We start from the raw sequence: 22,025 nt of genomic DNA on the forward strand, positions 1-22,025 counted from the left end.
GCGCAGCTCAGGCGTCCTTGGGACAGATCCGCAACTGGCGGGTGATATCCAAAAGGAGGAAGAACATGAGCATTCTCGATATGACTGCGCTTGGAAACGCAGGCTGGATTGGCCATTCCGGCCCGGATACGGGCGCGGCGAAGGCCTTTTACAAAGATGTGCTGGGCTGGACGATCAGCGACATGCCGATGCAGGACGGTTCGAGCTATTCTGCTGTAGTGGTGGATCAGACCCCGATCGGTGGGTTCGCCCCCATGCCCGAGGAAAATGGCAGTTGGACCATCTTCTTCACTGTTGCCGATGTTGACGCCAGCGTTGCCTTGGCCAGTGAAAAAGGGGCGCGTGTGCTTGCACCTGCGATGGATATGCCCGGTGTCGGGCGAATGGCAACGCTGACCGATCCGCAAGGCGCGCGGTTTGCACTCATCACCTATGAGAGCATGGTGTCCTAAGGGCCGGTTAATGGAGTGAAGCCAATGGAGAGTTTTCCGCAAATAACACTTTGGATCACCGCCATTTTTGCGCTGATCAGCGTACCGATGTCGGTCGCCGTCGGGCTCAGGCGGGCCAGAACGGGGATTTCCCTGCTGCACGGCAATGATGATGACCTGCTGCGCCGGATGCGGGCGCATGGCAATTTCATCGAATATGTGCCCATCGCATTGATGGCTCTGGCGGCGGCTGAGGTTTCGGGTGGGCCATCCTGGTTCGTTCTTGTCTGTGGCTTGGTTCTGATCGCGGCGCGGCTGATCCACTACTTCGGCCTGCGTGCGGCGCAGGATAGCAAAGGCCGGCTGGTCGGGGCTGCATTGACCACGGTCACAATCTCTGCGCTTGGGGTAGCCACGCTCTGGCACCTGATCCGGGCGCTCTGATGGCTTACGACCCAATACTCGGGCAGCGGCTGCGCGCGGTACTGGCCAACCGCGCGGGCATCTCTGAGATGCGCATGATGGGTGGCCTGTGCTTCTTTCTGAACGGTAACATGCTGTGCGGCGCAAGTCGGGATAAGGGAGGAGAGGGACGTTTCATGTTTCGGGTCGGCAAGGCACAGGAAGAAGCGGCGTTGCGCGACCCCGCGGCCGGACCCATCATTCACGGCAGCCGCAAGCTCGGCGGCTTTGTTCGGGTCGGGGCGCAAGATTGCGATGATGCTGCATTGCAGGGCTGGGTTCGGCTTTGCCTAGATCATGCCGCGAGCCTGCCGCCCAAACAGCTGAAAGAGAGGCCATGACAGGGTTCGACCATTTCTCATCCGACGCCCGGCAGTTCCTGTTGGCGTTGAAGGTAAACAACTCGCGCGACTGGTTCGCAGCCAACCGCAAAACCTATGAAGCTGAAATCAAAGAACCCACAAGGCACTTTGCGGCAGCCATGAGTGCGGCCCTGTCCGAACATACCGGGCAGCTGCACGACGCAAAACTGTATCGGATCAATCGCGACATTCGGTTTTCCAAGGATAAAACGCCTTACAATGCGCATGTGCATCTCTCGTTCTTTCCCGAAGGGATCGAAGGTATTGTGCCGATGTGGCATTTCGGGTTCGCCCCCGACAAGCTGTCGCTGGGATGCGGTGTGTTCCAGTTCGACAAAGAGGGGCTGGCGCGGTTTCGTACCGCCATGGACGGGCCCGAAGGCAAAGCGCTGATCGGGATGACCGAAAAGATGCGGCAAGACGGTATCCGCATAGCCGCGCCCGAGCTCAAGCGCGTTCCCACGGGCTTTGCCAAAGATCATCCTCATGCCGAAGCGTTGCGGCGCAAGGGGTTTGTCGGCTGGCGCGATCAAGATGATCCCGATTTTACGACACAGCCGGACCTGGTGGGGCGGACGTTGGGTGTATTCCGAGAGCTTTCGCCGATCTACGATCTGCTGATGACGTTGAACTGACGGGCGCGCCTCAGATCGGGCAGGCCTTACAACCGCAACTCCGCGGCGCGGGCGTGGCCTTCCATACCCTCCATACGGCTGATCCGCGCGGTGCGCCGGGCGAGTTCCTGCGAGGCCAGCGGAGTGCAGCGTTGCCAGGTCACGGTTTTGGTGAATTTATGCACCGACAGCCCGCCGGTATAGCGCGCCGCGCCACTGGTGGGCAGGACGTGATTGGGCCCCGAGGTCTTGTCGCCGAAAGCCACCGTCGTCTCGGCCCCCAGAAACAATGAGCCATAGGCCGACAGCCGGTTCAGCCACCAATCTGTGTCCTCGGCCAATACCTGCAGATGTTCGGGCGCATAGCCATCGGCCACCTGCGCGGCCTCTTCCCGGGTGTCGCACAGGACGATCTCGGCACGGTCGCGCCACGAGGCCCGCGCGGCGGTGGCGTTGGGTTCGGGAAGGCTGTCGATCAGGGTGCCGACGCGGGCGATCACCCCTTGGGCCAGCGCCTTGTCGGTGCTGACCAGCCAGACCGGGCTGTCGGTGCCGTGTTCCGCCTGGCTGACCAGATCCCAGGCAACGGTTTCAACCGGCGCGGTGTGGTCGGCAATTACAAGCGAATCCGTGGGACCGGCGAACATATCGATGCCGACCTTGCCGAACAGCATCCGTTTGGCCTCGGCGACATAAGCGTTTCCGGGGCCGACCAGAATATCCGCCGGGCGCGCGCCGAACAGGCCATGGGCCATCGCCGCGATTCCCTGCACACCGCCAAGGTTCAGGATCAGGTCGGCCCCGGCAAGCTCCATGGCATAGACGATGGCATCGGGAATGCCCGTTTCAGGGCGGGGCGGAGAGACGGCGGTGATATGCGGCACCCCCGCCACCTTGGCCGTGGTGATCGTCATCAGCGCGCTGGCGATATGGCTGTAGCGCCCGCCGGGCACGTAGCAGCCCGCGCTTGAGATGGGGATTTGCTTTTGCCCGGCGATCAGGCCCGGCATCACCTCGACTTCGCAGTCCTGGACCGTGGCCATCTGCGCATCGGCAAAGCGGCGGATGTTTGCATGGGCGAAACGAATATCTTCCCTGACCGCATCGGGCACCCGGTCACAGGCCGCCTTGCGCGCGGCATCGGACATCACGAAATCGCCGGTCCAGCCGTCCAGCTTTTGAGCATAGCGCCGGACCGCCTCTTCGCCGTCGCGTGCGATGTTCGAGAGCATGATCGCCACGATGTCGTGGATATCGGAGTTCTCGGTTTCAGGGCGCGGCTGGGCGGTTTTCAGATAGGTGACGGCCATGGGGAAACCTCAACGGGGCAGGCTGTGGGCGTGGATGGCGCGGGCCAGAACGTCGACGGTGTCGAGGACGGGCGGCCCTGCAGACAGGTTGCGCGTGTGCAGCGAGAACTCGGAACAGGCGACCAGCAGCAGCTCCGCCCCGCGTGCGGCCAAATCATCCGCAGCGGCAGAGAGCGTCTTTAGCGTATCCGCGGTTGCCCCGTCCGCCTTGATGCGCCGGATTGTGCCCAGCATCTGGTCTTCGTTCTCGGGCCAGAGCGCGGCAAGACCCGCCCGCGCCAAAGGTGCGTCGAACACCCCGACCTTTCTCATCGCCGGAGAGGCGAGGATGCCGATCTGACCGCCGGGCGGCAGCATTTGCGCGGCTTCTGCGACGGACAGATCGACCATGTGCAAAAACGGGACCGAGACCGCCTGCGCAATCTGCGCCGCATAGTGATGCGCCGTGTTGCAGGGCATCGCCAGCGCCGTGGCCCCCGTCCGCTCCAGCCCGCGGGCCATCTCGGCCAGAACCGGGCCGGGATCGGTTCCGGTGCCTTCGATCAGATGGGCAATGCGCGAGGGCACCTGCGGGTTCATATCGATCAGCAAGGGCAGGTGATCCGCGTCATCGCGCGCTTGCACCGTGCCCAGCAGACGTTGTTGCAGCAGGATGGTCGCCTCGGGGCCCATGCCGCCCAATATGCCCACAACCCGGCGGGTCATGTGCGCGCCTGATGTAAGATGATCATCGACATTTACAGATTGACCCAGCGATCAACGTGATCGAAGGCGAAATCATAGCCGAACAGGCCGACCGAGCCGCCCGTGTGCAGGAACACCAGACGTTCGCCCTTGAACGTGCCCTTGCGGGCCAGATCGATCAGACCTGCCGCGCCTTTGGCCGAGTAGACCGGGTCCAGCAGGATGCCTTCGAGTTCCGCGAACATACGGATCGCCTCAATACCGCTTTCAGTCGGCAGGCCATAGCCTTCGCCGACGTAATCGGTATTGGCCATGACGTCCTCGCGCCGGACCACGCCCGGACAACCCAGCTTCTCGGCCGTCTTGCAGGCCAGGTCATAGACCATCTGCTCTTGTTTGGGTTGCGGCGCGCGGGTGCCTATGCCCAGCACCGGAATGCCCGTGTTCATGGCGCACAGCCCCGTCACCAGCCCAGCCTGCGTGCCGGATGAACCCGTGGCATGGACCACGCGGTCGATCCGCAGATCGGCATCATTGGCCTGACTGACCAGTTCCAGCGCGCAGTTCACATAGCCCAACGCCCCGGTGGGGTTCGAACCGCCGCCGGGGATGACATAGACCTTGTGCCCCTCGGCGCGTTTCTTTTCGGCGGCGCGTTCCATCTCGGCGGGCATGTCATGGCCACCGGAGAATTTCTCGGTGGTGGCACCATGTAGATGATCCAGCAACACGTTGCCATTGTTGTTATAATTGGCGTTGTTATAGCTGGTGCGGTCTTCCAGCAGGATATGGCATTTCAGCCCCAGCCGGGCGGCAAAGGCGGCGGTCTGGCGGGCGTGGTTCGACTGGGTCGCGCCCTGCGTCATCACCATGTCTGCGCCTTGTTCCAGCGCCTCGCCGAACAGGAATTCCAGCTTGCGGGTCTTGTTGCCGCCCGTGGACATACCCGTACAATCGTCGCGCTTGATCCAGATCTCGACGCCCAGGGCATCGGACAGACGTTCCATCGGCTCCAACGGGGTTGGCAGGTGGGCAAGGAAAACGCGGGGGAAACGGGAAAGATGCATCAAGCTGTCCTGATCTGAGCCCCGGGCCTGATGAAAGGTCAGCAGGTCGCGGGGCCGTTGGTTGGGTTTGGGCATATGCGAGGCCGAATGGTAGGCCACGCGGGTCACGGGTAATCAGAGCGCTCAGGCCCTGCGGGTCAAGGACCGGCTTATGGTTTCGAAAAAGCCGGAAGATAACTTCGATATTCCGCCGCGAGACAAGGCCTGTCAGGACGGCGTCTGAAGGGTTCGGAAATCTTCGTTCAGCCAGGCAAAGCGTTCATTCATGGGCGCGGTCACATGCTGGCGGATCAGGTTCTGCAGCGTCTTGTGGATCAGCCGCGTTGTCGTCGGGGGATAGACGCTTGTGGTGAACAGCGACACGGTGCGGGCAAAGCTCTTGCCGGGGAAGGGCAGGGCGCGGGTGTTGTCGTGAAACCGCCGCGCCCGGTAATAGCTGGCCGCGGTGGTGATCGCCCATCCGCTACCCTCGGCAACCAGCCCGATGATCGACTGGTTGCATTCAAGCTCAAACCGGTTGGGCAGGTTGATCTTGCTGCGGGTCAGCTGCATCTCGATCAGCTTGCCGATGGTGTGATCGCGCGAATAGCGCAGCAGCGGCAGGTTGGTTTCGGCATTCAGCAACCCCTCGACCTGACCGTTATAAGACGGAGGCAGGATCACGATGAAGGGATCACGCAGCAAGGGGAATTCCACCAGACCCTCCACATGCCCCGCCGGTCGCGTCGCCACTCCGGCGTCCAGCTTCTGGGATTGCAGCTTGTCGATGATTTCGTGGCTGGGCCGGGTGAAATGACGAAAACTGCAGCGGGGCAGCGTCGCCGATAGATACCGGAACAGCTCGGGCGCGACCCGGCTGTCGAAATCGTCGATCAGCCCGAGCCTCAGATCGGTCGCATGTTGCCAGCTGCCTGACCGCAATTCGGCCTCTCCGCGCCTGAGGGCCAGCAGCCCCTCCTGTACATGGCGGGAGAACACCGTGCCCGCCGGTGTCAGGCCCATGGGGCGGCGGCTGTGATCCACCAACTCCACATCCAGCGCCTTTTCCAGACTGCGCAGATGGTTCGAGACGGTGCTGATCGACAACCCGGTCTCGGCCGAAACCTTCTGGATTGACCCCAGCTTGGAAATCAGCTGAAACACTTCCAGCCATCTGAGACTGAGTGATTTTTGTGCCACCGGCGCATCCCCGAAACAAAAAAGCCTAAGTCAAAAGCGAAACAAAGTTTCGCTTTTTCCGCAACAGGTTTTTTGTTTCACGATTTTGTCGCCCTCCGCTTATGGTTTCCCCACTGATCCGGAGTCCGAAGTCTGAAAATAATCGGACAGACGGGACCAGCAGGGAGAAAATAGTCAAAATGATCAAGAGAAAACTGCTCACAACCACCTTTGCGGGGATTGCAGCACTGACCGCTTCGCAGGCGGCGGCGCTGGACGAGATTACGGTTGCGTATTTCCTCGAATGGCCGATGCCGTTCCAATACGCCAAGGCAAACGGGACCTATGAGGAAGAACTTGGCGTCAAGATCAACTGGGTGTCGTTCGACACCGGCACGGCGATGTCGGCGGCGATGGCGTCCGGTGACGTGCAGATCGCGGTCAGCCAGGGGGTGCCGCCCTTCGTGGTGACGACCTCGGCGGGTCAGGATATTCAGATCGTCGACGTCGCGGTCAGCTATTCCGACAATGACAACTGCGTCGTGGCCGAAGCACTGGAGATCGACAAGACCAACGCGGGCGAGTTGAACGGCAAGAAGGTTGGCGTGCCGATCGGCACCGCGGCGCATTACGGCTTCCTGTCGCAGATGGGTCATTTCGGGGTCGATGTCGGCTCGATGGAGATCGTGGACATGGCCCCCGCCGATGGCGCGGCAGCCTTTGCGCAGGGCAATCTGGACATGGTCTGCGGCTGGGGTGGCGCGCTGCGCCGTATGGTCGAACATGGCAACATCCTGTTGACCGGTGCCGAGAAGGAAGAGCTGGGCATTCTGGTCTTTGACGTCACCAGCGCGCCGTCCGGCTTTATCGAGGAAGAACCCGAACTTCTGTCGAAATTCCTTAAGGTCACGGCGGATGCCAACGCCAAGTGGAACGCGGGCGACAGCAAGGATGAAATGCTGCCGGTGATCGCCAAGGATGCGGGCATGGACCCGGCAGATGCCGAGGCCACCATCGCCACCTTCACCTTCCCTTCGGTCGATGAACAGCTGTCTGACAAGTGGCTGGGCGGCGGCGCACAGGAGTTCATGAAGGGCGTTGCCAACGTCTTTGTGTCCGCAGGCAGCATCGAGGCCGCGCTGGATTCCTATGACGGGGCCGTGAATGCGGCGCCGCTGACGGCAGCGAACAACTAAAGCACGCAAGATGCTTATTGTGGCCGGCCCTGTGATTGGGCCGGTCCTTGGCTATGGACGCAGGAAGGAAACAGGATGCCCGAACTGGACATTGTCGATTTGTCCATGCGATTTGACCTGCCCAACGGCTCATCGGTGCAGGCGCTGCAGGATGTCTCGCTCAGCCTGAAGGAAGGAGAGCTGATGTCGGTGCTTGGCCCGTCAGGCTGCGGCAAAACCACGTTGCTGAACATCGTCGCCGGATTTCTGGCCCCCACCTCGGGGCAGATCGAATTGAACGGCCATCTGGTCAAAGGCCCGGACGCCGAGCGCGGCATGGTGTTCCAGAAAGGGGCGCTGTTCGAGTGGATGAATGTGCGCGAGAATGTCGAGTTTGGGCCCCGCATGAAGGGTATGCCCAAGGCCGAGCGCGATAAGATTTCGGACCACTTGCTCGAGGTTGTGGGTCTGCAGGATTTCAAGGACAAGGCGGTTTACGAGCTGTCAGGCGGGATGCAGCAACGCGTGGCGCTGGCCCGTTGCCTCGCCAACGAGCCAGACGTGATCCTGATGGACGAACCTCTGGGCGCGTTGGACGCGCTGACGCGGGAAAAGATGCAGGGTCTGGTTCTGAAGCTGTGGAAAGAGACCGGCAAGACCATCATCCTGATCACCCACTCGGTCGAAGAGGCGCTGTTGCTGGGTGAACGGCTGATCGTGATGGCCCCCAGACCGGGCCGGATTCACCGCGAATACAATCTGCCCTTTGCGGAACGCGGCGTGAATGCCGATCTGCGCGACGTCAAGAAATCCGAAGGGTTTGCCGAAAAACGCGATGAGATTCTCTCGATGATCTGGGAGATGGAAGAGGAAATCATGGGTCGGACGGAGCAGGCGGGATGATTGTTCTTCTTTTCTATGTCGGGCTGTTTGCGGGTGCCTTCTTCATTGTCTACGCCTTGCGGCGCGGGTTGCACGCACGTCAGGACTTCACCAGCCTGAAAACCGTCACCTTCGGCGACGAAAGCGCCGTGCGGGCGGATCGGGCGGCGTCGATCATCTCGGTTCTGGTGATCTTTGTGATCTGGGCCGCCTTCACCGGATCCAAACTGTTCCCGATCCATGTGCCCGGCCCCTTCGTGGGCGAGACGCAGTTCACCTACACCTTGGAAAACGCCGATGGCACCACGGATGAGGCGACGGTCTTCGTCCGTGTCCCGGCCTTTGGGGAAGAGGTCGATGATTTCGAGGTCGAGCCGGGAACCGGCTTTGCCAAGGATGATGCCTTTGCCGCACCGGCGGGGCGGTCCTCGACCATTCTGTTTGACAAGAATGACGAGGCCAAACGCAAGGACGGGGCCAAGATCATCGCCATCAACGGTACGCCGATCGGACCCGATGATGCGGTGGATACCGGGGACGGTACGGTCACTCTGACCGGCAAAGGAGCGATCAGCTTTACCCCCAAGCAGGGTCTGCAGATGAACCCGATCTGGTTGCCCGCGCCGGAAACCGTCGTGGCGCGGTTCTTTGAAATCGCCAGCGAGGGCTATCAGAACTTCTCGCTATGGCAGCATCTGGGCTGGTCTCTGCTGCGTGTGATTGCCGGGTTCGTGGCGGGTGCACTGGTCGGGATCCCGCTGGGGTATGCCATGGGCCTGTCGGGCTGGTTCCGCGGCTGGTTTGACCCGATTGTCGAATTCATGCGACCCGTTCCACCGCTGGCGCTGATCCCGCTGGTGATCATCTGGTTCGGTATCTGGGAAACTGGCAAGATCGTCCTGCTGTTCCTTGCGGCGCTCTGGATCATGACCATCGCGGCGCGAGCCGGGGTGTCGGGGGTGAATATCTCGAAAATCCACGCGGCCTATTCGCTGGGGGCGTCGAAATGGCAGATCATGCGCTATGTGATCGTGCCCAATTCGCTGCCCGAGATTTTCACCGGTGCCCGTGTGGCCATGGGCGTCTGCTGGGGGACTGTTGTGGCCGCCGAACTGGTCGCGGCGCAGAAAGGGGCCGGGATGATGATCATCGCGGCGTCCAAGTTCCAGCTGACGGATATCGTCATCATGGGGATCGTTCTGATCGGCGTGATTGGCTATGGCATCGACATCCTGATGCGCAAGGCCGAGAACTGGCTGGTGCCGTGGAAGGGCCGCAGCTAAGGCGCAAGGTCTGAACGCGAAAACCGCCCCGGTGTAGGCCGGGGCGGTTTTGTTTTGCGGTCAGGGCTTAGTAGTCCGCGACCAGCAGAAAATCGGCGGCGGCGTCTTCCTCGATGGTCGCAAAGCGCGGGATTGGGTCTTCGAAGACGTTGTCGGTACGGTCGTCGTTGACCGTCGAGACCTCACCAATCAGGCAATCGCCCTGTTCGGCCCAGAAGGCGTGCCAGATGCCGGGCATCAGGGTGACGCTTTCGCCCGGCTTCAGGCGCAGCAATTCGCCGGGCTGGATGGTAACGGCGCACCCGTCGCTGGGCACAACCACCGGTGTGTCGCGGTCGATGCCGCCATCGGGGTCCGAGGCGTAAATCTCCATCACCAGGTCGCCGCCGCCGCGGTTGATGATGTCTTCTGCCTTCAGGATATGGCGATGCATCGGAGACAGCTGTTTGTCGCGCGAGATCAGCAGCTTTTCGGCATAGAGCATCCCGCGGCCATGGCTCAGGTCGTTCACATCGCCGTTGCGCAGGGTGAACAGGAACAGACCCAACTCATCGAACCGGCCTTGTCCATAATCAGTAATGTCCCAGCCCAGCCCGCGGTCACGAATGCCCGCCGCCTTGTCGCTGCGCATCTCGTCGGGCGACCAGTCGGCAAAGGGCGGCAACACCGCCCCGAAGGATTGAATAAAGGCCTGCGCCTCGGTCTTGATGCGGTTGATATCGGATCGTTTCATGGATTTCTGCTCGTTAAAGTTCATGCGCCCAGGGCGGGTTTGCCCCGGCACGGGATACGGTTACAGCGGCCACCTGCGCGCCCAGTTCCAAAGCAGCCCGCAGGGCTTCCGCCGGCAGGGACCGCAGGGCTGTTTTCGTCAGATGCCCGCTGCGATCAAGCTGTGCCAGAACACCGGCGTTGAATGTATCGCCGGCGCCGACGGTATCTACGACCTCGACCTTTTGCACCGGAACTGAGACTTCGGACCCGTCGGCAAGATAGCCTGTCGCACCATCGCCGCCTTTGGTCACGATCACCACAGACGGCCCGGCCTGCAGCAGCAGCGGAATTTTCTCGGCGTGAGGTTCGGGGCCGGGAATGATCCAGTCCAGATCCTCGTCGGAAACCTTGACGATATCGGCCTGTGCGATCATCCGGTTCAGACGCGTGCGGTAACGGGTCTGGTCCTTGATGAAGCCCGGCCGGATGTTGGGATCCAGCATGACCGCGCGGTCTGTCCCGTGACGCTCCAACAGCGCGGCATAGGCGTCGGCACAGGGTTCGCAGGCCAGACTGATGCCGCCGAAATACAGCGCCGAGACACCCGGCAACTGAGCTGGCATATCCTCGGGCTGCAACATCCGACCGGCCGAGTTTTCGTCGACAAAGCTATAGGTTGCGTGGCCGTCCTGAAGCTGCACGAAGGCCAGCGTCGTGGGGCGGTCCGAGCGGATGACGTGGCTGGTCGAGACATGGCTGATCTGCAGCGCTGCGGTCAGCTGCTCGCCAAACATATCCGTCGACAGGCCGGTCAGCAGCCCAGCCTGCACATCCAATCGACCCAAGGCGATTGCTGTGTTGAAAATCGCGCCCCCGGAATGCGGCACGAACCCTTGCTCGCCCGAGACAGTTGGGGCGGCGATCATGTCGATCAGGGCTTCTCCGCAGCACAGGATCATTCCGCCATCCTTTCCCGTCAATCAGCGCGCGAGCGCATTCTTGCAGAAATTGTTAGCGCCAACAATGCCGAACTCATCCTGTTCCGAGACATAAAGGTTCATCCCCTGACGCAACGCATCGAACCGTCCGCCCGCGTTGAAGGCGCGCAGGAAATCCTGCCCGAACAGCCAGCGGTTTTTCTCGGCCACGCCGCCCACCAGAAACACGCCGCCCGTGGGCACCAGTGCAACAGCCAGATCGCCCATGATCGCGCCCAGATGCTCGGTAAAGATGCGCGCGGACCTGACGGCGCAGGGGTCCGTCCCGTCCTGCGCGTCTTGCAGAATGTCCTTGGCGGGGCGCACAGCGGGAGGCTGCCCCGCGGCCATGGCAACCGCCTGATACAGGATGGGCAGGCCAGTTCCACTGAGGAACATCTCGGCCTCAAGTACAAGGCTGTCATCGAAGAAATACTCGGGTGCAAGGCGACGGGCGGCGTCAAACACCGCGACCTCATCAAGGTGGCGCGGCGACAGGCCCATATGGCCACCTTCGCCCGAGACGGTGTGAAAGTGCCCCTCGGAATATAGCAGCGCGCCGACGCCCAGCCCTGTTCCGGGGCCCACGACCAAACGGGTTCCCATAGGGGGCGTAGCCTTACCCTGAAGAACCTCAACCTGATCCCCGCTGATCTCGGCCACCGACCACGCGGCGGCGGTAAAGTCGTTGATCACGAAGGTATGCCGCGCGCCGGTGACCCGGCCCAGCTCGTCTTCGGACAACACCAGATTTGCGTTGGTCAGCTGGATCGCGCCATCCCGCACCGGTCCGGCCCCCGCAGCCACGACGGCGCGCGGGTCCGTGCCGATCTCATCACGCAGGTCGTGCAACGCGGCGCGTAGCTCCGCCAGAGTCCCGGTGGGATGCTTGCGCAGGTCAGTCAGTTCTCCGTTCGTGACCACCCCTAAACGCGTATTGGTGCCGCCGATATCTGCGACAAGGTTCCAATGGGCGTGCAGGTGACGCTCGGGTTGGACCCATGGGGCGGGGCAGGGGGGCTCGGACAGAAAGGTTGGTAGCTCGGGACGATCCACTTCAAGAAACAGGCCTTGCATCGGAATATGATGCTTCAATGCCTGCTGGACTGCGTCCAGCCCTGTCACGTCATCAGCGGGCAGAGTCATAAATAGAGACCGGTCTTTGGTATAGCCGTGCACAACCTCAAGCGCCTGCGCGGCCTCTGCCGACAGGCCGTACCAGTCCACCGGCTCGGCGATTGTCGAAAGGTCCTGCTGCCAGGTCCGGGGCAAGCCGTCGCCCAGCCGCTCAAGGATCGCAGCGGGATAATGCCCGGTGATCACCGCCTCAAGCTCGGCGGGGTCGGCACGGCCAAGCTCGGCACCGATATTGGTCATGCCGTAGCTGCGCATCGCCTGAACCGCCTGACCATGGGCCAGATACTGATGATGCAGGCTGCGCGCGGTGCCGCGTTGGCCGGTGTCATGGATCGGAGTTCGCCCGCCATGCGCGATGCTGAACAGCCGCGCGCCCATACGGGCCACGACGGCCTCGGCGAAATCGGCGAAACGGGGGGCGATGTCCCGGTTCCGCCAACCCCCGATATCAGCCAGCGGCGCGGGCAGGGTGGTGTGGTCAAGTGTAATGCAAGGTCGCAAACCGCGATGCAACATCTGGTCGATCTGCCGCTCACAGGTGTCCAGCGCTTTTGGGTCGGGATTGCGCCCATCCGGCAGGATGTGAGCCCATTCAAGCCGCAGGCGGTAACAGTCGGGGCCTGCCATGATTGGCGCAGGCGCGCCGGTGCCAAACAGGAAACCTGCGGGAAAGTCTGAACGGGTGTATTTCATCGCTGCAACCTGCTGGGGCGTGACCTGCGCCCTGCCACCTAGCAGGTTATGTTAGCGTTATCTAGCCTTATGATCTGGCCGGTTTATGCGGTCGGAACATAACATCGCAGCCATCGATGCGGATACCCTCCCAACTGACCGGGCCCGCATTATAGTTGATCAGTACCTCGTGCTGGGCCGTCTCGCGTCGGCGCAGACCCGGTGGCATCTGATGTACCGTCAGACCAGTTTGCCGGGCAGCCAGACCGATGATCCTATCCCAAAGGACCTCATCCGGGAAACCGCCCAGATACCAGAGATTCTGGGTTCCCTTAAGCACGGCGTTGCCGCTGGCAAAGCACAGCAGATCGGGGGCCTCGCCGGACAGATGCTCGGCCCAGTGAACGACAGCGCCGCCGCCCTGAACCGGGTGTTCGGTACCGGGGGGCAGGGTTTCGATCAGGTCGACCGAGCAGTTCAGCGCCGACAGACCGGGGCGTCCGTGGTCGGGGATGCGGAACTCGGGCGTGATGGCCCCGCTGCGCGGGCCAAGGATTGCGAGCTTGGCCTTTGACAGTTCGTGTTGCAGCTGATCGTCAATGCTGGCCAGCCCCGGCGCGAGGATCAGGTCATAGCCGTCTGGCACCGGGTCCGATGCTGGCAGGATATCCACCGACAGCCCCGCGCGCCGCAGCGCCCGATAGGCTGAAAATACCAAGCGGAAATAGCCAAAGCCCGCACCCTGCGGCTGCGTCTCCCACGCCCAGTCCGAGGCATAGTCGAACAGGATCGCAACCGGCGCGCGGGCGGGGGCGATCTGTCCCAGATCGGCCAGTTCATCGGCCGTTTGCCGGGCCTCGGCCAGTCCGGGAGCGTCGTCGCCCCACGGGGTCAAAAGGCCCGCATGCATTTGCTCTTGCCCGAACGGAGCCTGCCGCCAGCGGAAATAGCTGACCACCTCGGCCCCGTGCGCTACGGCTTCAAGCGACCACAGGCGCACCATGCCGGGCAGGGGGGCGGGGTTATAGGGGGCCCAGTTTACCGGGCCGGGTTGCTGCTCCATCACCCACCAGCGGCCACGCCCGACTGCGCGGTACAGATCGTGGTGAAAGGCCTGCATGTCGGGGTCGCCCTGCTGCAGAAAGGCGGTCTTGTGCGCCTCGTCCGCCTCAAGCCGGTCGGACAGGAAGCCGATGGGATAGCTGTCCCATGTGGCGATATCCAGATCGTCGCCCACGGCGAAATGGTCGAATTCCAGCACCCGACCCATGTAATTGTGCAGTAGCGGTGCGTCGGTCAGTGGGCGCAGCACGTCCACCTGCGCCTTGTTGAACGCCACCACCTGATCCGAGCTGAACCGGCGGAAGGCCAGCACATGCGCGGGATTGGGCTCGGTCACGGTCTGGTTGGGCAACTCGATCTGGTCAAAGCTGGTATATTCCATCGACCAGAACACATTGCCCCACGCCGCATTCAGGTCTTCGACCGAGCCATACTGCACCGCCAACCAAGCCCGAAACGCCAGCAGCGCCGGGCGGCTGTAGCTGACCGTGGTCTCGTGGCAGGCATATTCATTGTCAATCTGCCATGCGGCGACATGGGGGTTGTGGCCATAGCGTTCGCCCATCAGCCGCGCGATGCGGGCGCATTCATCGACATAACCGGCGTGGCTAAAGCAATAATGTCGGCGCGAGCCGAACTTGCGCGCGGCCCCCTGCGCATCCACCGCCAGCATGTCCGGGTGCCGGTCCAGCATCCAGCGTGGCGGCGTTGCGGTCGGCGTGCCCAGCACCACTTTCAGCCCCGCCGCACCCAGCGTCTCAATGGCGCGATCAAGCCAACCGAACTGCAGGTCTCCGCGGGTGGGTTCCATCCGGCTCCAGCCGAACTCGCCGATGCGCACCCATGTCAGGCCGGTTTCGACCATGCGGGCGGCATCCTGTGCCCACATTTCTTCGGGCCAGTGTTCGGGGTAGTAGCAGACGCCAAGTTCCGGTTTCATAAGATCACCTGATGTTCCGCCTGACCCTGACCCGCACCGGGCGCCGAGAAGGTCATGCCGTTGCTGGGTTGCTGCGCCAGCGCCTCGGCATCCAGCCCCTGACGGGCGGTGGTGCAGTAAAGCGTGGTCAGATCATCCCCGCCAAAGCCGGGGCACGAGGTATGGGCGGCCTCGAACGAAACCGCCCGCAGGAACTGCCCTGTTGGGTCATAGGCCGCGACCCGCGCCGCGCCCCATTGCGCCACCCACAGGTTGCCCGCCGCGTCGACGACCGCGCCGTCGGGGTTCAGCCCCTCGGCGCGCAGGTCCAGATGCACGGAGGCCTGGCCCTCGGGCCAGCCGGTTTCCGGATCCAGCGGTTGACGCATAACCTGCTTCGTCACCGTGTCGGCATAGTAAGCGCAGGACCGGTCCGGCGCGAAACAGATCGCGTTCGAGATGGTCACATCCGGCACCAGCTTCCGCAGCTCTCCGCGCCACAGGCGATAGATTGCGCCCGCGCCCGGTTCGGCCTGCTTGCCCATCGTCCCGATCCAGAAACCGCCCCAAGGGTCAGCCCGCCCGTCATTTGAGCGCGTTATGGGATTGTCGTCCTCAAGCGGGGCAACCAGCGTTTGATCGCCATGCGTCAGCCCAAACCGCCACAGCCCGGTTTCCGAGGCGACCAGCAGCGTGTCCCGATCCACCCATCCGGCAGCCGAGACATGCTCGTCGAATTGCCAGACCCGGGCGGCATCGCCCTCGCGGGTCATCAGGCGTTTGGCGATGATGTCGAACCAGAACAGTTGTTTGCGTTCGGGATGCCACAGCGGCCCCTCGCCCAGTTCACAGGGGCGGTCGTCAAAGACCTGACTCATGCGGCGGCCTCGTCATAGGCCGAGACGATGCGGCGGGCGCGGTCGGCGACCTCGTCCACTGTCAGGCCCGGCTTGTAAAGCGCCGAGCCGATTCCGAACCCATCTGCGCTGGCTGCGAGCCATTCGCCGAAATTTTCAGGCCCCGCGCCGCCGACGGCAAAGACCTGTGTGCCCGCTGGCAGCACCGCGCGCATGGCCGACAGGCCCGCGGGGCCGGCCATTGATCCGGGGAACAGTTTCAGGCCGGTCGCCCCGGCGGCCAATGCGGCAAAGGCTTCGGTCGGGGTGAAGATGCCGGGCCAGCTTTGCAGCCCCAGCGCGGCTGTGCGGCGGATCACGTCGGCGTCCGCGTTGGGTGACACGATCAGCTTGCCGCCCATATCGGCCACGGCCTGAACCTGATCCGGGGTCAGAACGGTGCCCGCGCCGATCAGCGCCCGGTCGCCGCATTCGCGCGCCAGAATGCCGATGCTGTCCAGCGGGTCGGGCGAGTTCAACGGCACCTCAATCCGGTCGATGCCTGCGTCGATCAGGGCGTGGCCCATGGCGGCGGCCTCGGTCGGGCGCAGGCCGCGCAGGATGGCGATGATGGGACGGCTCATGCGGTTTGCCTCGTCAGGGTTCGGGCTTGCGACAGGCCTGCCAGAGTGGCCTGCGTTGCGGTGATGGTCTCGGACGGCGCGCCTTGTTGCTGCAGCGCCTGCGCATAGACGGCAGACAGCCCATCGGCCCCGATGATGGCCAGTTGCTGCCCCAGCCAGTAGGGCCGTGCCGCCGCCAGTTCGGCCCCGATCAGCAGGCCCGACAGGCGGGCGCGGGTGGTGTCGCCATCCTGCCCATGCAGCAAATCCGCGGCCCGCAGACCGAACAATCGCGCGGCAAGCTGTTCCGGTTTGGACATCGCGTCGCTTATGGCCTCGGCGAAGGCGTCATCGTCCCAACCGGTGCCGATGGAGTGCCGCAGCACCGATTGGCCGCGCAGCAGGTCGAACATCTCACCGGTCATGAAGGTGCGAAAGCTGATGACCTCTCCGGCGCTGATCTGAGCCCATTTCGTGTGCGTCCCGGGCAGGCAGATCACGCCGTCCCAATGGGGGCGCGTGGCCAGATAGCCCGCGATCTGCGTTTCCTCGCCACGCATCACGTCCGCCGGGTCGGGCTGTTTCAGGCCCGGCACCACAAAGGCGCGGATGCGCGGGTCAGTGCCCGGCACGCGGATCGGAGCTCCGGGCACAGGCGCGGTGGGCACGGCGGTATAGGGCGCCTCGACCCAGCCCTGCCGCGCGCCGACCATACCGCAGGCGATCACATCGATGGGGGCAGGGCCCAGCCAGCCTTCGACCAGATCCAACAGCGCGGTCTGAAAATCGCCCCTCGCGAGCCCGCCCATCCCCTTGTCGGATTGCGCGCTGTCCAGAACGGTGTCGCCCTGCATCGCCCAGACGCGCAGGCACGAGGTTCCCCAATCGACGGCGATCCATTCCACCTTCATTGCATCACCCCGTCACCACAACGCCGCCATCGACCGCCATGCACTGACCGGTCATCGCACGGCTGGCCTCGGACGCCAGAAACAGCGTCGGCGCGATCATGTCCTCGGGCGTCAGGTGTTCCTTCAGGCACTGGCGGTCCAGATGTGCCGCCAGATCCTCGGGCGTGGCCCACATATCCAGTTGTTTCTGCGTCAGAACCCATCCCGGGGCCAGCGCGTTGACGCGGATGTTCTTCGGCCCCAACTCGCGCGCCAGCGAGCGGGTCATGCCGGTGATCCCGGCATTCGACGTGGTATAGATCGGATAGCCTGCGTTCCCCATCATATAGCTGATCGAGCTGAAATTGATGATCGAACCGCCGTCTTTCATCTGCCGCGCGGCTTCTTGGCAGGCAAAGAAATAAGCCTTGAGGTTGACCTCGATCATCCAGTCCCAGAATTCGGGCGTGGTGTCGTCCAGCGCGTGACGCTTGTCATTGGCGGCGTTGTTGACCAGCACCTTGATCGGGCCATGCGCCTCGGCTGCTTTGGCCATGGTGGCGTGCAGCAATTCGATGTCGGTCATGTCGCCCTGCAGGAACAGTGGCGCACGGCCGTGTTTGTCGCGCATCTGCTCGACAAAGGCGCTGGCATCCGAGCGGCCGATAAAGGCGACATTGGCACCCTGGGCCATAAACCCGTCGGTCAGCGCCGCGCCGACGCCAGAGCCGCCGCCGGTGATATAGACCGAGGCTCCGTCGAGGTCGTGGAAGGTGGCGGGGTTGTCCATCAGTGGCTCTCTCTGGTCACAAGGCGGGTGTCTTTACCGACGAGGAAGTCGAGGTCGGCCCCCTGATCGGCCTGCAGCACATGATCGACATAAAGCTTGGCGTAGCCGCGGGTGTAATGCGGATCATCCGGCTGCCACGCGGCGCGGCGGGTGGCAAGCTCGGCTTCGTCCACCAGCAGTTCCAGCTCGCCCTTGCTGGCTGAAACGCGGATGCGGTCGCCGGTTTTCACCAGCGCCAGCGTGCCGCCGGCTTGCGCCTCGGGGCTGACATGCAGGATCACGGTGCCAAAGGCGGTGCCCGACATGCGGGCGTCCGAGATGCGGATCATGTCGCGCACGCCCTCTTTCACCAGCTTGCCGGGGATCGGCATGTTGCCGACCTCGGGCATCCCGGGATAGCCCTTGGGGCCGCAGCCTTTCAGCACCAGAATGGTGTCGGCTGTGACGGGCAGATCATCGCGGTCGATATTGGCCTTGAGGTCCTCGATGCTTTCGAAAACATACGCCTCAGCTTCGGTCTCCAACAGTTCATCCGTTGCCGCCGAGGGTTTCACGATAGCCCCGTTGGGCGCAAGATTGCCGCGCAGAACGCGCAGGCCCGCGGCGGGTTTGACCGGATCGGCGAAGGGGCGGATGACATCGGTGTTGTAGCATTCCGCCCCCTCGTAATGGGCCGAGATGTCCTTGTTCAGCACCGTCTTCGCCGGGCGCAGGAAGGGTTTGAGTTCGTTCAGAACAACCGGCACGCCACCAGCATAGCAGAAATCTTCCATCAGGTATGTGCCCGAGGGCATACAGTTGACCAGCAGCGGGATTTCGGACCCGATCTCAAAGTCTTTCAGCGTCAGATCAACGCCGACGCGACCCGCCAGCGCCAGAAGATGCACGACCGCATTGGTCGAGCCGCCGACAGCTGCGTTTGCCAGAATCGCGTTCTCGAATGCTTCCTTGGTCAGGATATCCGAGGGCTTGAGGTCTTCGTCCACCATCTCGACAATGCGTTTGCCCGTCAGATGCGCCAGCGCCATGCGGCGGGCATCGACAGCGGGCAGGGCGGCGTTGGTGGGCAGGCTCATCCCCATCGCCTCGACCAGCGAGGCCATGGTGGACGCGGTGCCCATCGTCATGCAGACCCCGGCGCTGCGGGACATGCCGGATTCGGCGTTCATGAAGCCCTGCAGGGTCATCTCTCCGGCGCGGACCTCTTCCGAGAACTTCCATACATCGGTGCCCGAACCGATATCCTTGCCCTTGAACTTGCCGTTCAGCATCGGGCCGGAACTGACCACGATGGATGGCAAATCGACCGAGGCTGCACCCATCAACTGCCCCGGCGTGGTCTTGTCGCAGCCGCCCAGCAGCACGACGCCATCGATGCCATAGGCGCGGATGGATTCCTCGACATCCATCGCCAACAGGTTGCGGAACAGCATGGCGGTGGGCTTCATCTGGGTCTCGCCCAACGACATCACGGGGAATTCGACGGGGAAGCCTCCGGCCTCCCACACGCCGCGTTTGACGCCCTCGGCCAGATCGCGCAGGCCCGAATTGCAGGGGGTCAGCTCTGACCATGTGTTGCAGATGCCGATGATGGGGCGTCCGTCAAAGGCGTGGTCGGGAAAGCCCTGGTTCTTCATCCACGAGCGGTGAATGAACCCGTCCTTATCGAGTTTTCCGTACCAGTGCTGTGAGCGGCGTTTTGTCATGTCGGGCGATGCTTTTCGTGGCTGGGGTGGGATTTGAGTATTTGTTAAAAGATGAAGATCAGGCCGCGCGCGCCGGGCGGCACCAGTCGGGTAGCCAATCGGCATGGGCGGTCAGCAGGTCGGTCACGAGGCTGCGGATCTGGCGCAGGTCCAGTTCGGCGGCGGTGTGCGGGTCCATCATCGCGGCGTGGTAGATGTATTCGGGGTTTTCCTCGGTCAGGGCGCGGACGGTCAGTTCCTGCACATTGATCTGCGTACGCATCAGCGCGACCAGTTGCGGCGGGATGTCCGTGACGACCGAGGGTTGTACGCCATTGGCATCCACGAGGCACGGGGTTTCGACCGCAGCACCCAGCGGCAGTTGCGGGATTTGGCCGGTGTTGGGCAGGTTGCCATAGGCCGTGTAGGGGGTATCGGTGACGATGGCATTCATCAGGTCAGCGGCAAATTCGTGGCTGCGGGTGACGTCGATATCGCGGCCATCGGTCAGGGTTTTGGCCTGTTCCTTCCAGCCTGCGACCTGCTCGACGCAGCGGGTGGGGTATTCGTCCAGCGGGATCGAGAATTGCTGAATCAGGTCCTGACGCCCGTCCTTGATGAACCAAGGCACGTATTCGGCCAGATGTTCCGAGCTTTCGGTGCAGAAATAGCCCAGATGATCCATCACCTCGTACCGCACCTTGTTGGGGCAGCGGGGCATCAGCAGCGGAGGTTTGGGCAGCGCGCCGCTGGCATAGCCCTGCCGCAGCGCCGGATAAAGGTCGCGGCCCTGATGTTCCAGCCGCAGGAAGAACGCGACGTGGTTGACGCCGGCGACCTTGTAGCGGAACTCGTCCTTGGGCAGGTCGAGGTCATGGGCCAGCTCCTCGACCGTGTTCTGGACCGAATGGCAGAGGCCGACATGTTTCAGCGCCGGGAACCGTTCGGCCAGCGCCCATGTGTTGATCGCCATCGGGTTGACGTATTGCAGCAGCGTCGCATCGGGGCAGAGCTGCATCATGTCCTGCGCTACATCCCAAAGGACGGGAACGGTGCGCAGGCCGCGCATGATGCCGCCAACGCCCAGCGTGTCGGCGATGGTCTGGCGCAGACCGTATTGCTTGGGGATTTCGAAATCGGTCACCGTGCAAGGATCATACCCGCCGATCTGAAAGGCGGTGATGACGAAATCGGCCCCCTCAAGCGCCGCGCGGCGATCCGTATGGGTGGAGACCGTGGCCTCGGTGCCGACCGAGCGGATCATGGCGCGCGCCACCGTTTCGCTTTCGGTCAGGCGCTGCGGGTCGATATCCATCAGCGCGAAATGGCTGTCGGCCAGCGCCGGGGTCAGCAGGGCGTCGCCCACGATGTTCTGCATGAAAATCGTGGAGCCCGCCCCGATAAAGGTGATCTTGGTCATCAGGCAAACCTTTGGTTTGACGTTATTTTACAGCACCGAGGGTCAGACCCGCGATGAAATGTTTCTGCATCAGGAAGAACATGGCCACCGGCGGCAGGGCCGCGACGATGGAACCGGCACTCATCAATTGATAGGCGGCGCGGAATTGCGCGTTGAAACTGGTGATCCCGGCGGTGACAGGCTGGCTTTCGGCCCCTTGTGTCAAGACCACGGCCCAGAAATAGTCGTTCCAAATGAAGGTGAAGATCAGCACGCTGAGCGCGGCAATTGCCGGTTTCATCAGGGGCAGGACCACGTACCAGAAGATGCGCCATTCGCTGATACCCTCGACCCGGGCGGCCTCGATCAGCTCGAACGGAAGCGCTCGGATGAAGTTGCGCATGAAGAGGGTGCAGAACCCGGTCTGGAAGGCGATGTGGAACAGGACAAGGCCGGTTTTGGTGTTGTAGAGCCCGAGCTCCAGGGTCAGGTCGCGCACGGGGACCATCAGGATCTGGAACGGCACGAAGTTGCCCGCGACGAACATGAAGAAGATCCAAAGGTTCGATTTGAACTTGTAGATGCCAAGCGCGAACCCGGTCATACAGCTGAGCGCGACGGCTCCGATCACAGTCGGAACGGTGATCATGAACGAGTTCAGCAGATAGCGCGGCATGTCCGAATTGAAGAACACCTGCCCGTAGTTGAAGGCACCTTCAAAGCTGGAGGGCAGCCCCCAATAGTTGGCATTGGTGAAATCCGCCGCTGGTTTGACCGAGAACAGGGCAACCGCCAGCAGCGGGCCGAGCCACAGCAACAGCGCAATGGGCAACATAGCCTGATAGGTGATCTGCGCCGCGCGGGGTTGTTTTTCGATGGGTTTGGGAAACATC

At 62.8% G+C, this 22,025-nt stretch carries 22 protein-coding genes; 7 read left to right on the plus strand and 15 right to left on the minus strand.

Annotated features, from left to right (window positions below; translation table 11 throughout):
* Window positions 1-65 precede the first annotated feature (65 nt).
* From ACR1XV_RS13825 to ACR1XV_RS13840, 4 genes are read left to right on the plus strand one after another with little or no spacing between them, the layout of a single operon-like run.
* Entirely contained in the window at window positions 66-452 is a 387-nt protein-coding gene (locus tag ACR1XV_RS13825) for a VOC family protein (protein WP_480532275.1), read from the plus strand.
* Window positions 453-476: 24 nt separating this feature from the next.
* Complete coding sequence (locus ACR1XV_RS13830; RefSeq protein WP_480532277.1) at window positions 477-875, plus strand: MAPEG family protein; 399 nt, start codon at window positions 477-479, stop codon at window positions 873-875.
* Window positions 875-1,234, plus strand: coding sequence for a TfoX/Sxy family protein (locus ACR1XV_RS13835; RefSeq protein ID WP_480532279.1), 360 nt, complete (start codon window positions 875-877; stop codon window positions 1,232-1,234). The genes ACR1XV_RS13830 and ACR1XV_RS13835 overlap by 1 nt, the downstream gene beginning before the upstream one ends.
* Complete coding sequence (locus ACR1XV_RS13840) at window positions 1,231-1,890, plus strand: DUF2461 domain-containing protein (protein WP_480532281.1); 660 nt, start codon at window positions 1,231-1,233, stop codon at window positions 1,888-1,890. The genes ACR1XV_RS13835 and ACR1XV_RS13840 overlap by 4 nt, the downstream gene beginning before the upstream one ends.
* A gap of 26 nt (window positions 1,891-1,916) precedes the next feature.
* On the opposite strand, the gene hisD is transcribed toward ACR1XV_RS13840, so the two are convergent.
* The 4 genes from hisD to ACR1XV_RS13860 form a co-directional block, all read right to left on the minus strand.
* Complete coding sequence (gene hisD, locus ACR1XV_RS13845; protein ID WP_480532283.1) at window positions 1,917-3,179, minus strand: histidinol dehydrogenase; 1,263 nt, start codon at window positions 3,177-3,179, stop codon at window positions 1,917-1,919.
* Between the two features lie 9 nt (window positions 3,180-3,188).
* Window positions 3,189-3,884, minus strand: a complete 696-nt coding sequence (gene cuyB, locus ACR1XV_RS13850) for a cysteate racemase (protein ID WP_480532285.1) — start codon at window positions 3,882-3,884, stop codon at window positions 3,189-3,191.
* A gap of 32 nt (window positions 3,885-3,916) precedes the next feature.
* Window positions 3,917-4,930 (minus strand): D-cysteate sulfo-lyase, encoded by a 1,014-nt coding sequence (gene cuyA, locus ACR1XV_RS13855; RefSeq protein WP_480532287.1) that lies wholly within the window; start codon window positions 4,928-4,930, stop codon window positions 3,917-3,919.
* A 207-nt stretch (window positions 4,931-5,137) separates the two neighbouring features.
* The gene (locus tag ACR1XV_RS13860; RefSeq protein ID WP_480532289.1) at window positions 5,138-6,109 is read right to left on the minus strand and encodes a LysR family transcriptional regulator; all 972 of its coding nucleotides are present in this window, start codon (window positions 6,107-6,109) and stop codon (window positions 5,138-5,140) included.
* 179 nt (window positions 6,110-6,288) lie between these two features.
* Here ACR1XV_RS13860 and ACR1XV_RS13865 point away from each other — a divergent pair, with 179 nt between their 5' ends.
* From ACR1XV_RS13865 to ACR1XV_RS13875, 3 genes are all read left to right on the plus strand, one after another.
* On the plus strand, window positions 6,289-7,284 hold the full coding sequence (locus ACR1XV_RS13865) for a taurine ABC transporter substrate-binding protein (RefSeq protein WP_480532291.1): 996 nt from the start codon (window positions 6,289-6,291) through the stop codon (window positions 7,282-7,284).
* Between the two features lie 75 nt (window positions 7,285-7,359).
* Complete coding sequence (locus ACR1XV_RS13870; RefSeq protein WP_480532293.1) at window positions 7,360-8,166, plus strand: taurine ABC transporter ATP-binding protein; 807 nt, start codon at window positions 7,360-7,362, stop codon at window positions 8,164-8,166.
* Window positions 8,163-9,428, plus strand: coding sequence for an ABC transporter permease (locus ACR1XV_RS13875; protein WP_480532295.1), 1,266 nt, complete (start codon window positions 8,163-8,165; stop codon window positions 9,426-9,428). Before ACR1XV_RS13870 ends, ACR1XV_RS13875 begins: the two co-directional genes overlap by 4 nt.
* Window positions 9,429-9,495: 67 nt before the next feature.
* Here ACR1XV_RS13875 and ACR1XV_RS13880 read toward each other — a convergent pair whose 3' ends face one another.
* From ACR1XV_RS13880 to ACR1XV_RS13930, 11 genes are all read right to left on the minus strand, one after another.
* The gene (locus ACR1XV_RS13880; protein WP_480532297.1) at window positions 9,496-10,161 is read right to left on the minus strand and encodes a D-lyxose/D-mannose family sugar isomerase; all 666 of its coding nucleotides are present in this window, start codon (window positions 10,159-10,161) and stop codon (window positions 9,496-9,498) included.
* Between the two features lie 13 nt (window positions 10,162-10,174).
* Window positions 10,175-11,101 carry a carbohydrate kinase family protein gene (locus ACR1XV_RS13885; RefSeq protein ID WP_480532299.1) on the minus strand — a complete coding sequence of 309 codons (927 nt, stop codon included), beginning with the start codon at window positions 11,099-11,101 and terminating at the stop codon, window positions 10,175-10,177.
* A gap of 21 nt (window positions 11,102-11,122) precedes the next feature.
* Complete coding sequence (locus ACR1XV_RS13890; RefSeq protein ID WP_480532301.1) at window positions 11,123-12,949, minus strand: family 1 glycosylhydrolase; 1,827 nt, start codon at window positions 12,947-12,949, stop codon at window positions 11,123-11,125.
* Window positions 12,950-13,016: 67 nt separating this feature from the next.
* The gene (locus ACR1XV_RS13895) at window positions 13,017-14,930 is read right to left on the minus strand and encodes a beta-galactosidase (protein ID WP_480532303.1); all 1,914 of its coding nucleotides are present in this window, start codon (window positions 14,928-14,930) and stop codon (window positions 13,017-13,019) included.
* The gene (locus ACR1XV_RS13900; protein WP_480532305.1) at window positions 14,927-15,787 is read right to left on the minus strand and encodes an SMP-30/gluconolactonase/LRE family protein; all 861 of its coding nucleotides are present in this window, start codon (window positions 15,785-15,787) and stop codon (window positions 14,927-14,929) included. The genes ACR1XV_RS13895 and ACR1XV_RS13900 overlap by 4 nt, the downstream gene beginning before the upstream one ends.
* Entirely contained in the window at window positions 15,784-16,389 is a 606-nt protein-coding gene (locus ACR1XV_RS13905; protein ID WP_480532307.1) for a 2-dehydro-3-deoxy-6-phosphogalactonate aldolase, read from the minus strand. The genes ACR1XV_RS13900 and ACR1XV_RS13905 overlap by 4 nt, the downstream gene beginning before the upstream one ends.
* Window positions 16,386-17,279, minus strand: a complete 894-nt coding sequence (locus tag ACR1XV_RS13910; protein WP_480532309.1) for a 2-dehydro-3-deoxygalactonokinase — start codon at window positions 17,277-17,279, stop codon at window positions 16,386-16,388. Before ACR1XV_RS13910 ends, ACR1XV_RS13905 begins: the two co-directional genes overlap by 4 nt.
* A 4-nt stretch (window positions 17,280-17,283) precedes the next feature.
* Window positions 17,284-18,048, minus strand: a complete 765-nt coding sequence (locus tag ACR1XV_RS13915; protein ID WP_480532311.1) for an SDR family NAD(P)-dependent oxidoreductase — start codon at window positions 18,046-18,048, stop codon at window positions 17,284-17,286.
* Window positions 18,048-19,754 carry an IlvD/Edd family dehydratase gene (locus ACR1XV_RS13920; RefSeq protein WP_480532313.1) on the minus strand — a complete coding sequence of 569 codons (1,707 nt, stop codon included), beginning with the start codon at window positions 19,752-19,754 and terminating at the stop codon, window positions 18,048-18,050. The genes ACR1XV_RS13915 and ACR1XV_RS13920 overlap by 1 nt, the downstream gene beginning before the upstream one ends.
* A 58-nt stretch (window positions 19,755-19,812) precedes the next feature.
* Entirely contained in the window at window positions 19,813-21,153 is a 1,341-nt protein-coding gene (melA, locus tag ACR1XV_RS13925) for an alpha-galactosidase (RefSeq protein ID WP_480532315.1), read from the minus strand.
* 22 nt (window positions 21,154-21,175) lie between these two features.
* On the minus strand, window positions 21,176-22,024 hold the full coding sequence (locus ACR1XV_RS13930) for a carbohydrate ABC transporter permease (RefSeq protein ID WP_480532317.1): 849 nt from the start codon (window positions 22,022-22,024) through the stop codon (window positions 21,176-21,178).
* Between the last annotated feature and the right edge of the window lies 1 nt (window position 22,025).

This window comes from Ruegeria sp. AD2(2025) (assembly GCF_056542385.1).

Excerpts from the sequence above, each read along its gene's own strand:
- ACR1XV_RS13905 (WP_480532307.1), bottom strand. The coding sequence starts at position 16,389 with ATGAGCCGTCCCATCATCGCCATCCTGCGCGGCCTGCGCCCGACCGAG.
- ACR1XV_RS13885 (WP_480532299.1), bottom strand. The coding sequence starts at position 11,101 with ATGATCCTGTGCTGCGGAGAAGCCCTGATCGACATGATCGCCGCCCCA.
- ACR1XV_RS13895 (WP_480532303.1), bottom strand. The coding sequence starts at position 14,930 with ATGAAACCGGAACTTGGCGTCTGCTACTACCCCGAACACTGGCCCGAA.
- ACR1XV_RS13835 (WP_480532279.1), top strand. The coding sequence starts at position 875 with ATGGCTTACGACCCAATACTCGGGCAGCGGCTGCGCGCGGTACTGGCC.
- ACR1XV_RS13880 (WP_480532297.1), bottom strand. The coding sequence starts at position 10,161 with ATGAAACGATCCGATATCAACCGCATCAAGACCGAGGCGCAGGCCTTT.
- ACR1XV_RS13930 (WP_480532317.1), bottom strand. The coding sequence starts at position 22,024 with ATGTTTCCCAAACCCATCGAAAAACAACCCCGCGCGGCGCAGATCACC.
- cuyA (WP_480532287.1), bottom strand. The coding sequence starts at position 4,930 with ATGCATCTTTCCCGTTTCCCCCGCGTTTTCCTTGCCCACCTGCCAACC.
- ACR1XV_RS13915 (WP_480532311.1), bottom strand. The coding sequence starts at position 18,048 with ATGGACAACCCCGCCACCTTCCACGACCTCGACGGAGCCTCGGTCTAT.
- ACR1XV_RS13920 (WP_480532313.1), bottom strand. The coding sequence starts at position 19,754 with ATGACAAAACGCCGCTCACAGCACTGGTACGGAAAACTCGATAAGGAC.
- ACR1XV_RS13825 (WP_480532275.1), top strand. The coding sequence starts at position 66 with ATGAGCATTCTCGATATGACTGCGCTTGGAAACGCAGGCTGGATTGGC.
- ACR1XV_RS13875 (WP_480532295.1), top strand. The coding sequence starts at position 8,163 with ATGATTGTTCTTCTTTTCTATGTCGGGCTGTTTGCGGGTGCCTTCTTC.
- ACR1XV_RS13870 (WP_480532293.1), top strand. The coding sequence starts at position 7,360 with ATGCCCGAACTGGACATTGTCGATTTGTCCATGCGATTTGACCTGCCC.
- ACR1XV_RS13910 (WP_480532309.1), bottom strand. The coding sequence starts at position 17,279 with ATGAAGGTGGAATGGATCGCCGTCGATTGGGGAACCTCGTGCCTGCGC.
- ACR1XV_RS13840 (WP_480532281.1), top strand. The coding sequence starts at position 1,231 with ATGACAGGGTTCGACCATTTCTCATCCGACGCCCGGCAGTTCCTGTTG.
- ACR1XV_RS13890 (WP_480532301.1), bottom strand. The coding sequence starts at position 12,949 with ATGAAATACACCCGTTCAGACTTTCCCGCAGGTTTCCTGTTTGGCACC.
- ACR1XV_RS13830 (WP_480532277.1), top strand. The coding sequence starts at position 477 with ATGGAGAGTTTTCCGCAAATAACACTTTGGATCACCGCCATTTTTGCG.
- ACR1XV_RS13865 (WP_480532291.1), top strand. The coding sequence starts at position 6,289 with ATGATCAAGAGAAAACTGCTCACAACCACCTTTGCGGGGATTGCAGCA.
- melA (WP_480532315.1), bottom strand. The coding sequence starts at position 21,153 with ATGACCAAGATCACCTTTATCGGGGCGGGCTCCACGATTTTCATGCAG.
- ACR1XV_RS13900 (WP_480532305.1), bottom strand. The coding sequence starts at position 15,787 with ATGAGTCAGGTCTTTGACGACCGCCCCTGTGAACTGGGCGAGGGGCCG.
- cuyB (WP_480532285.1), bottom strand. The coding sequence starts at position 3,884 with ATGACCCGCCGGGTTGTGGGCATATTGGGCGGCATGGGCCCCGAGGCG.
- hisD (WP_480532283.1), bottom strand. The coding sequence starts at position 3,179 with ATGGCCGTCACCTATCTGAAAACCGCCCAGCCGCGCCCTGAAACCGAG.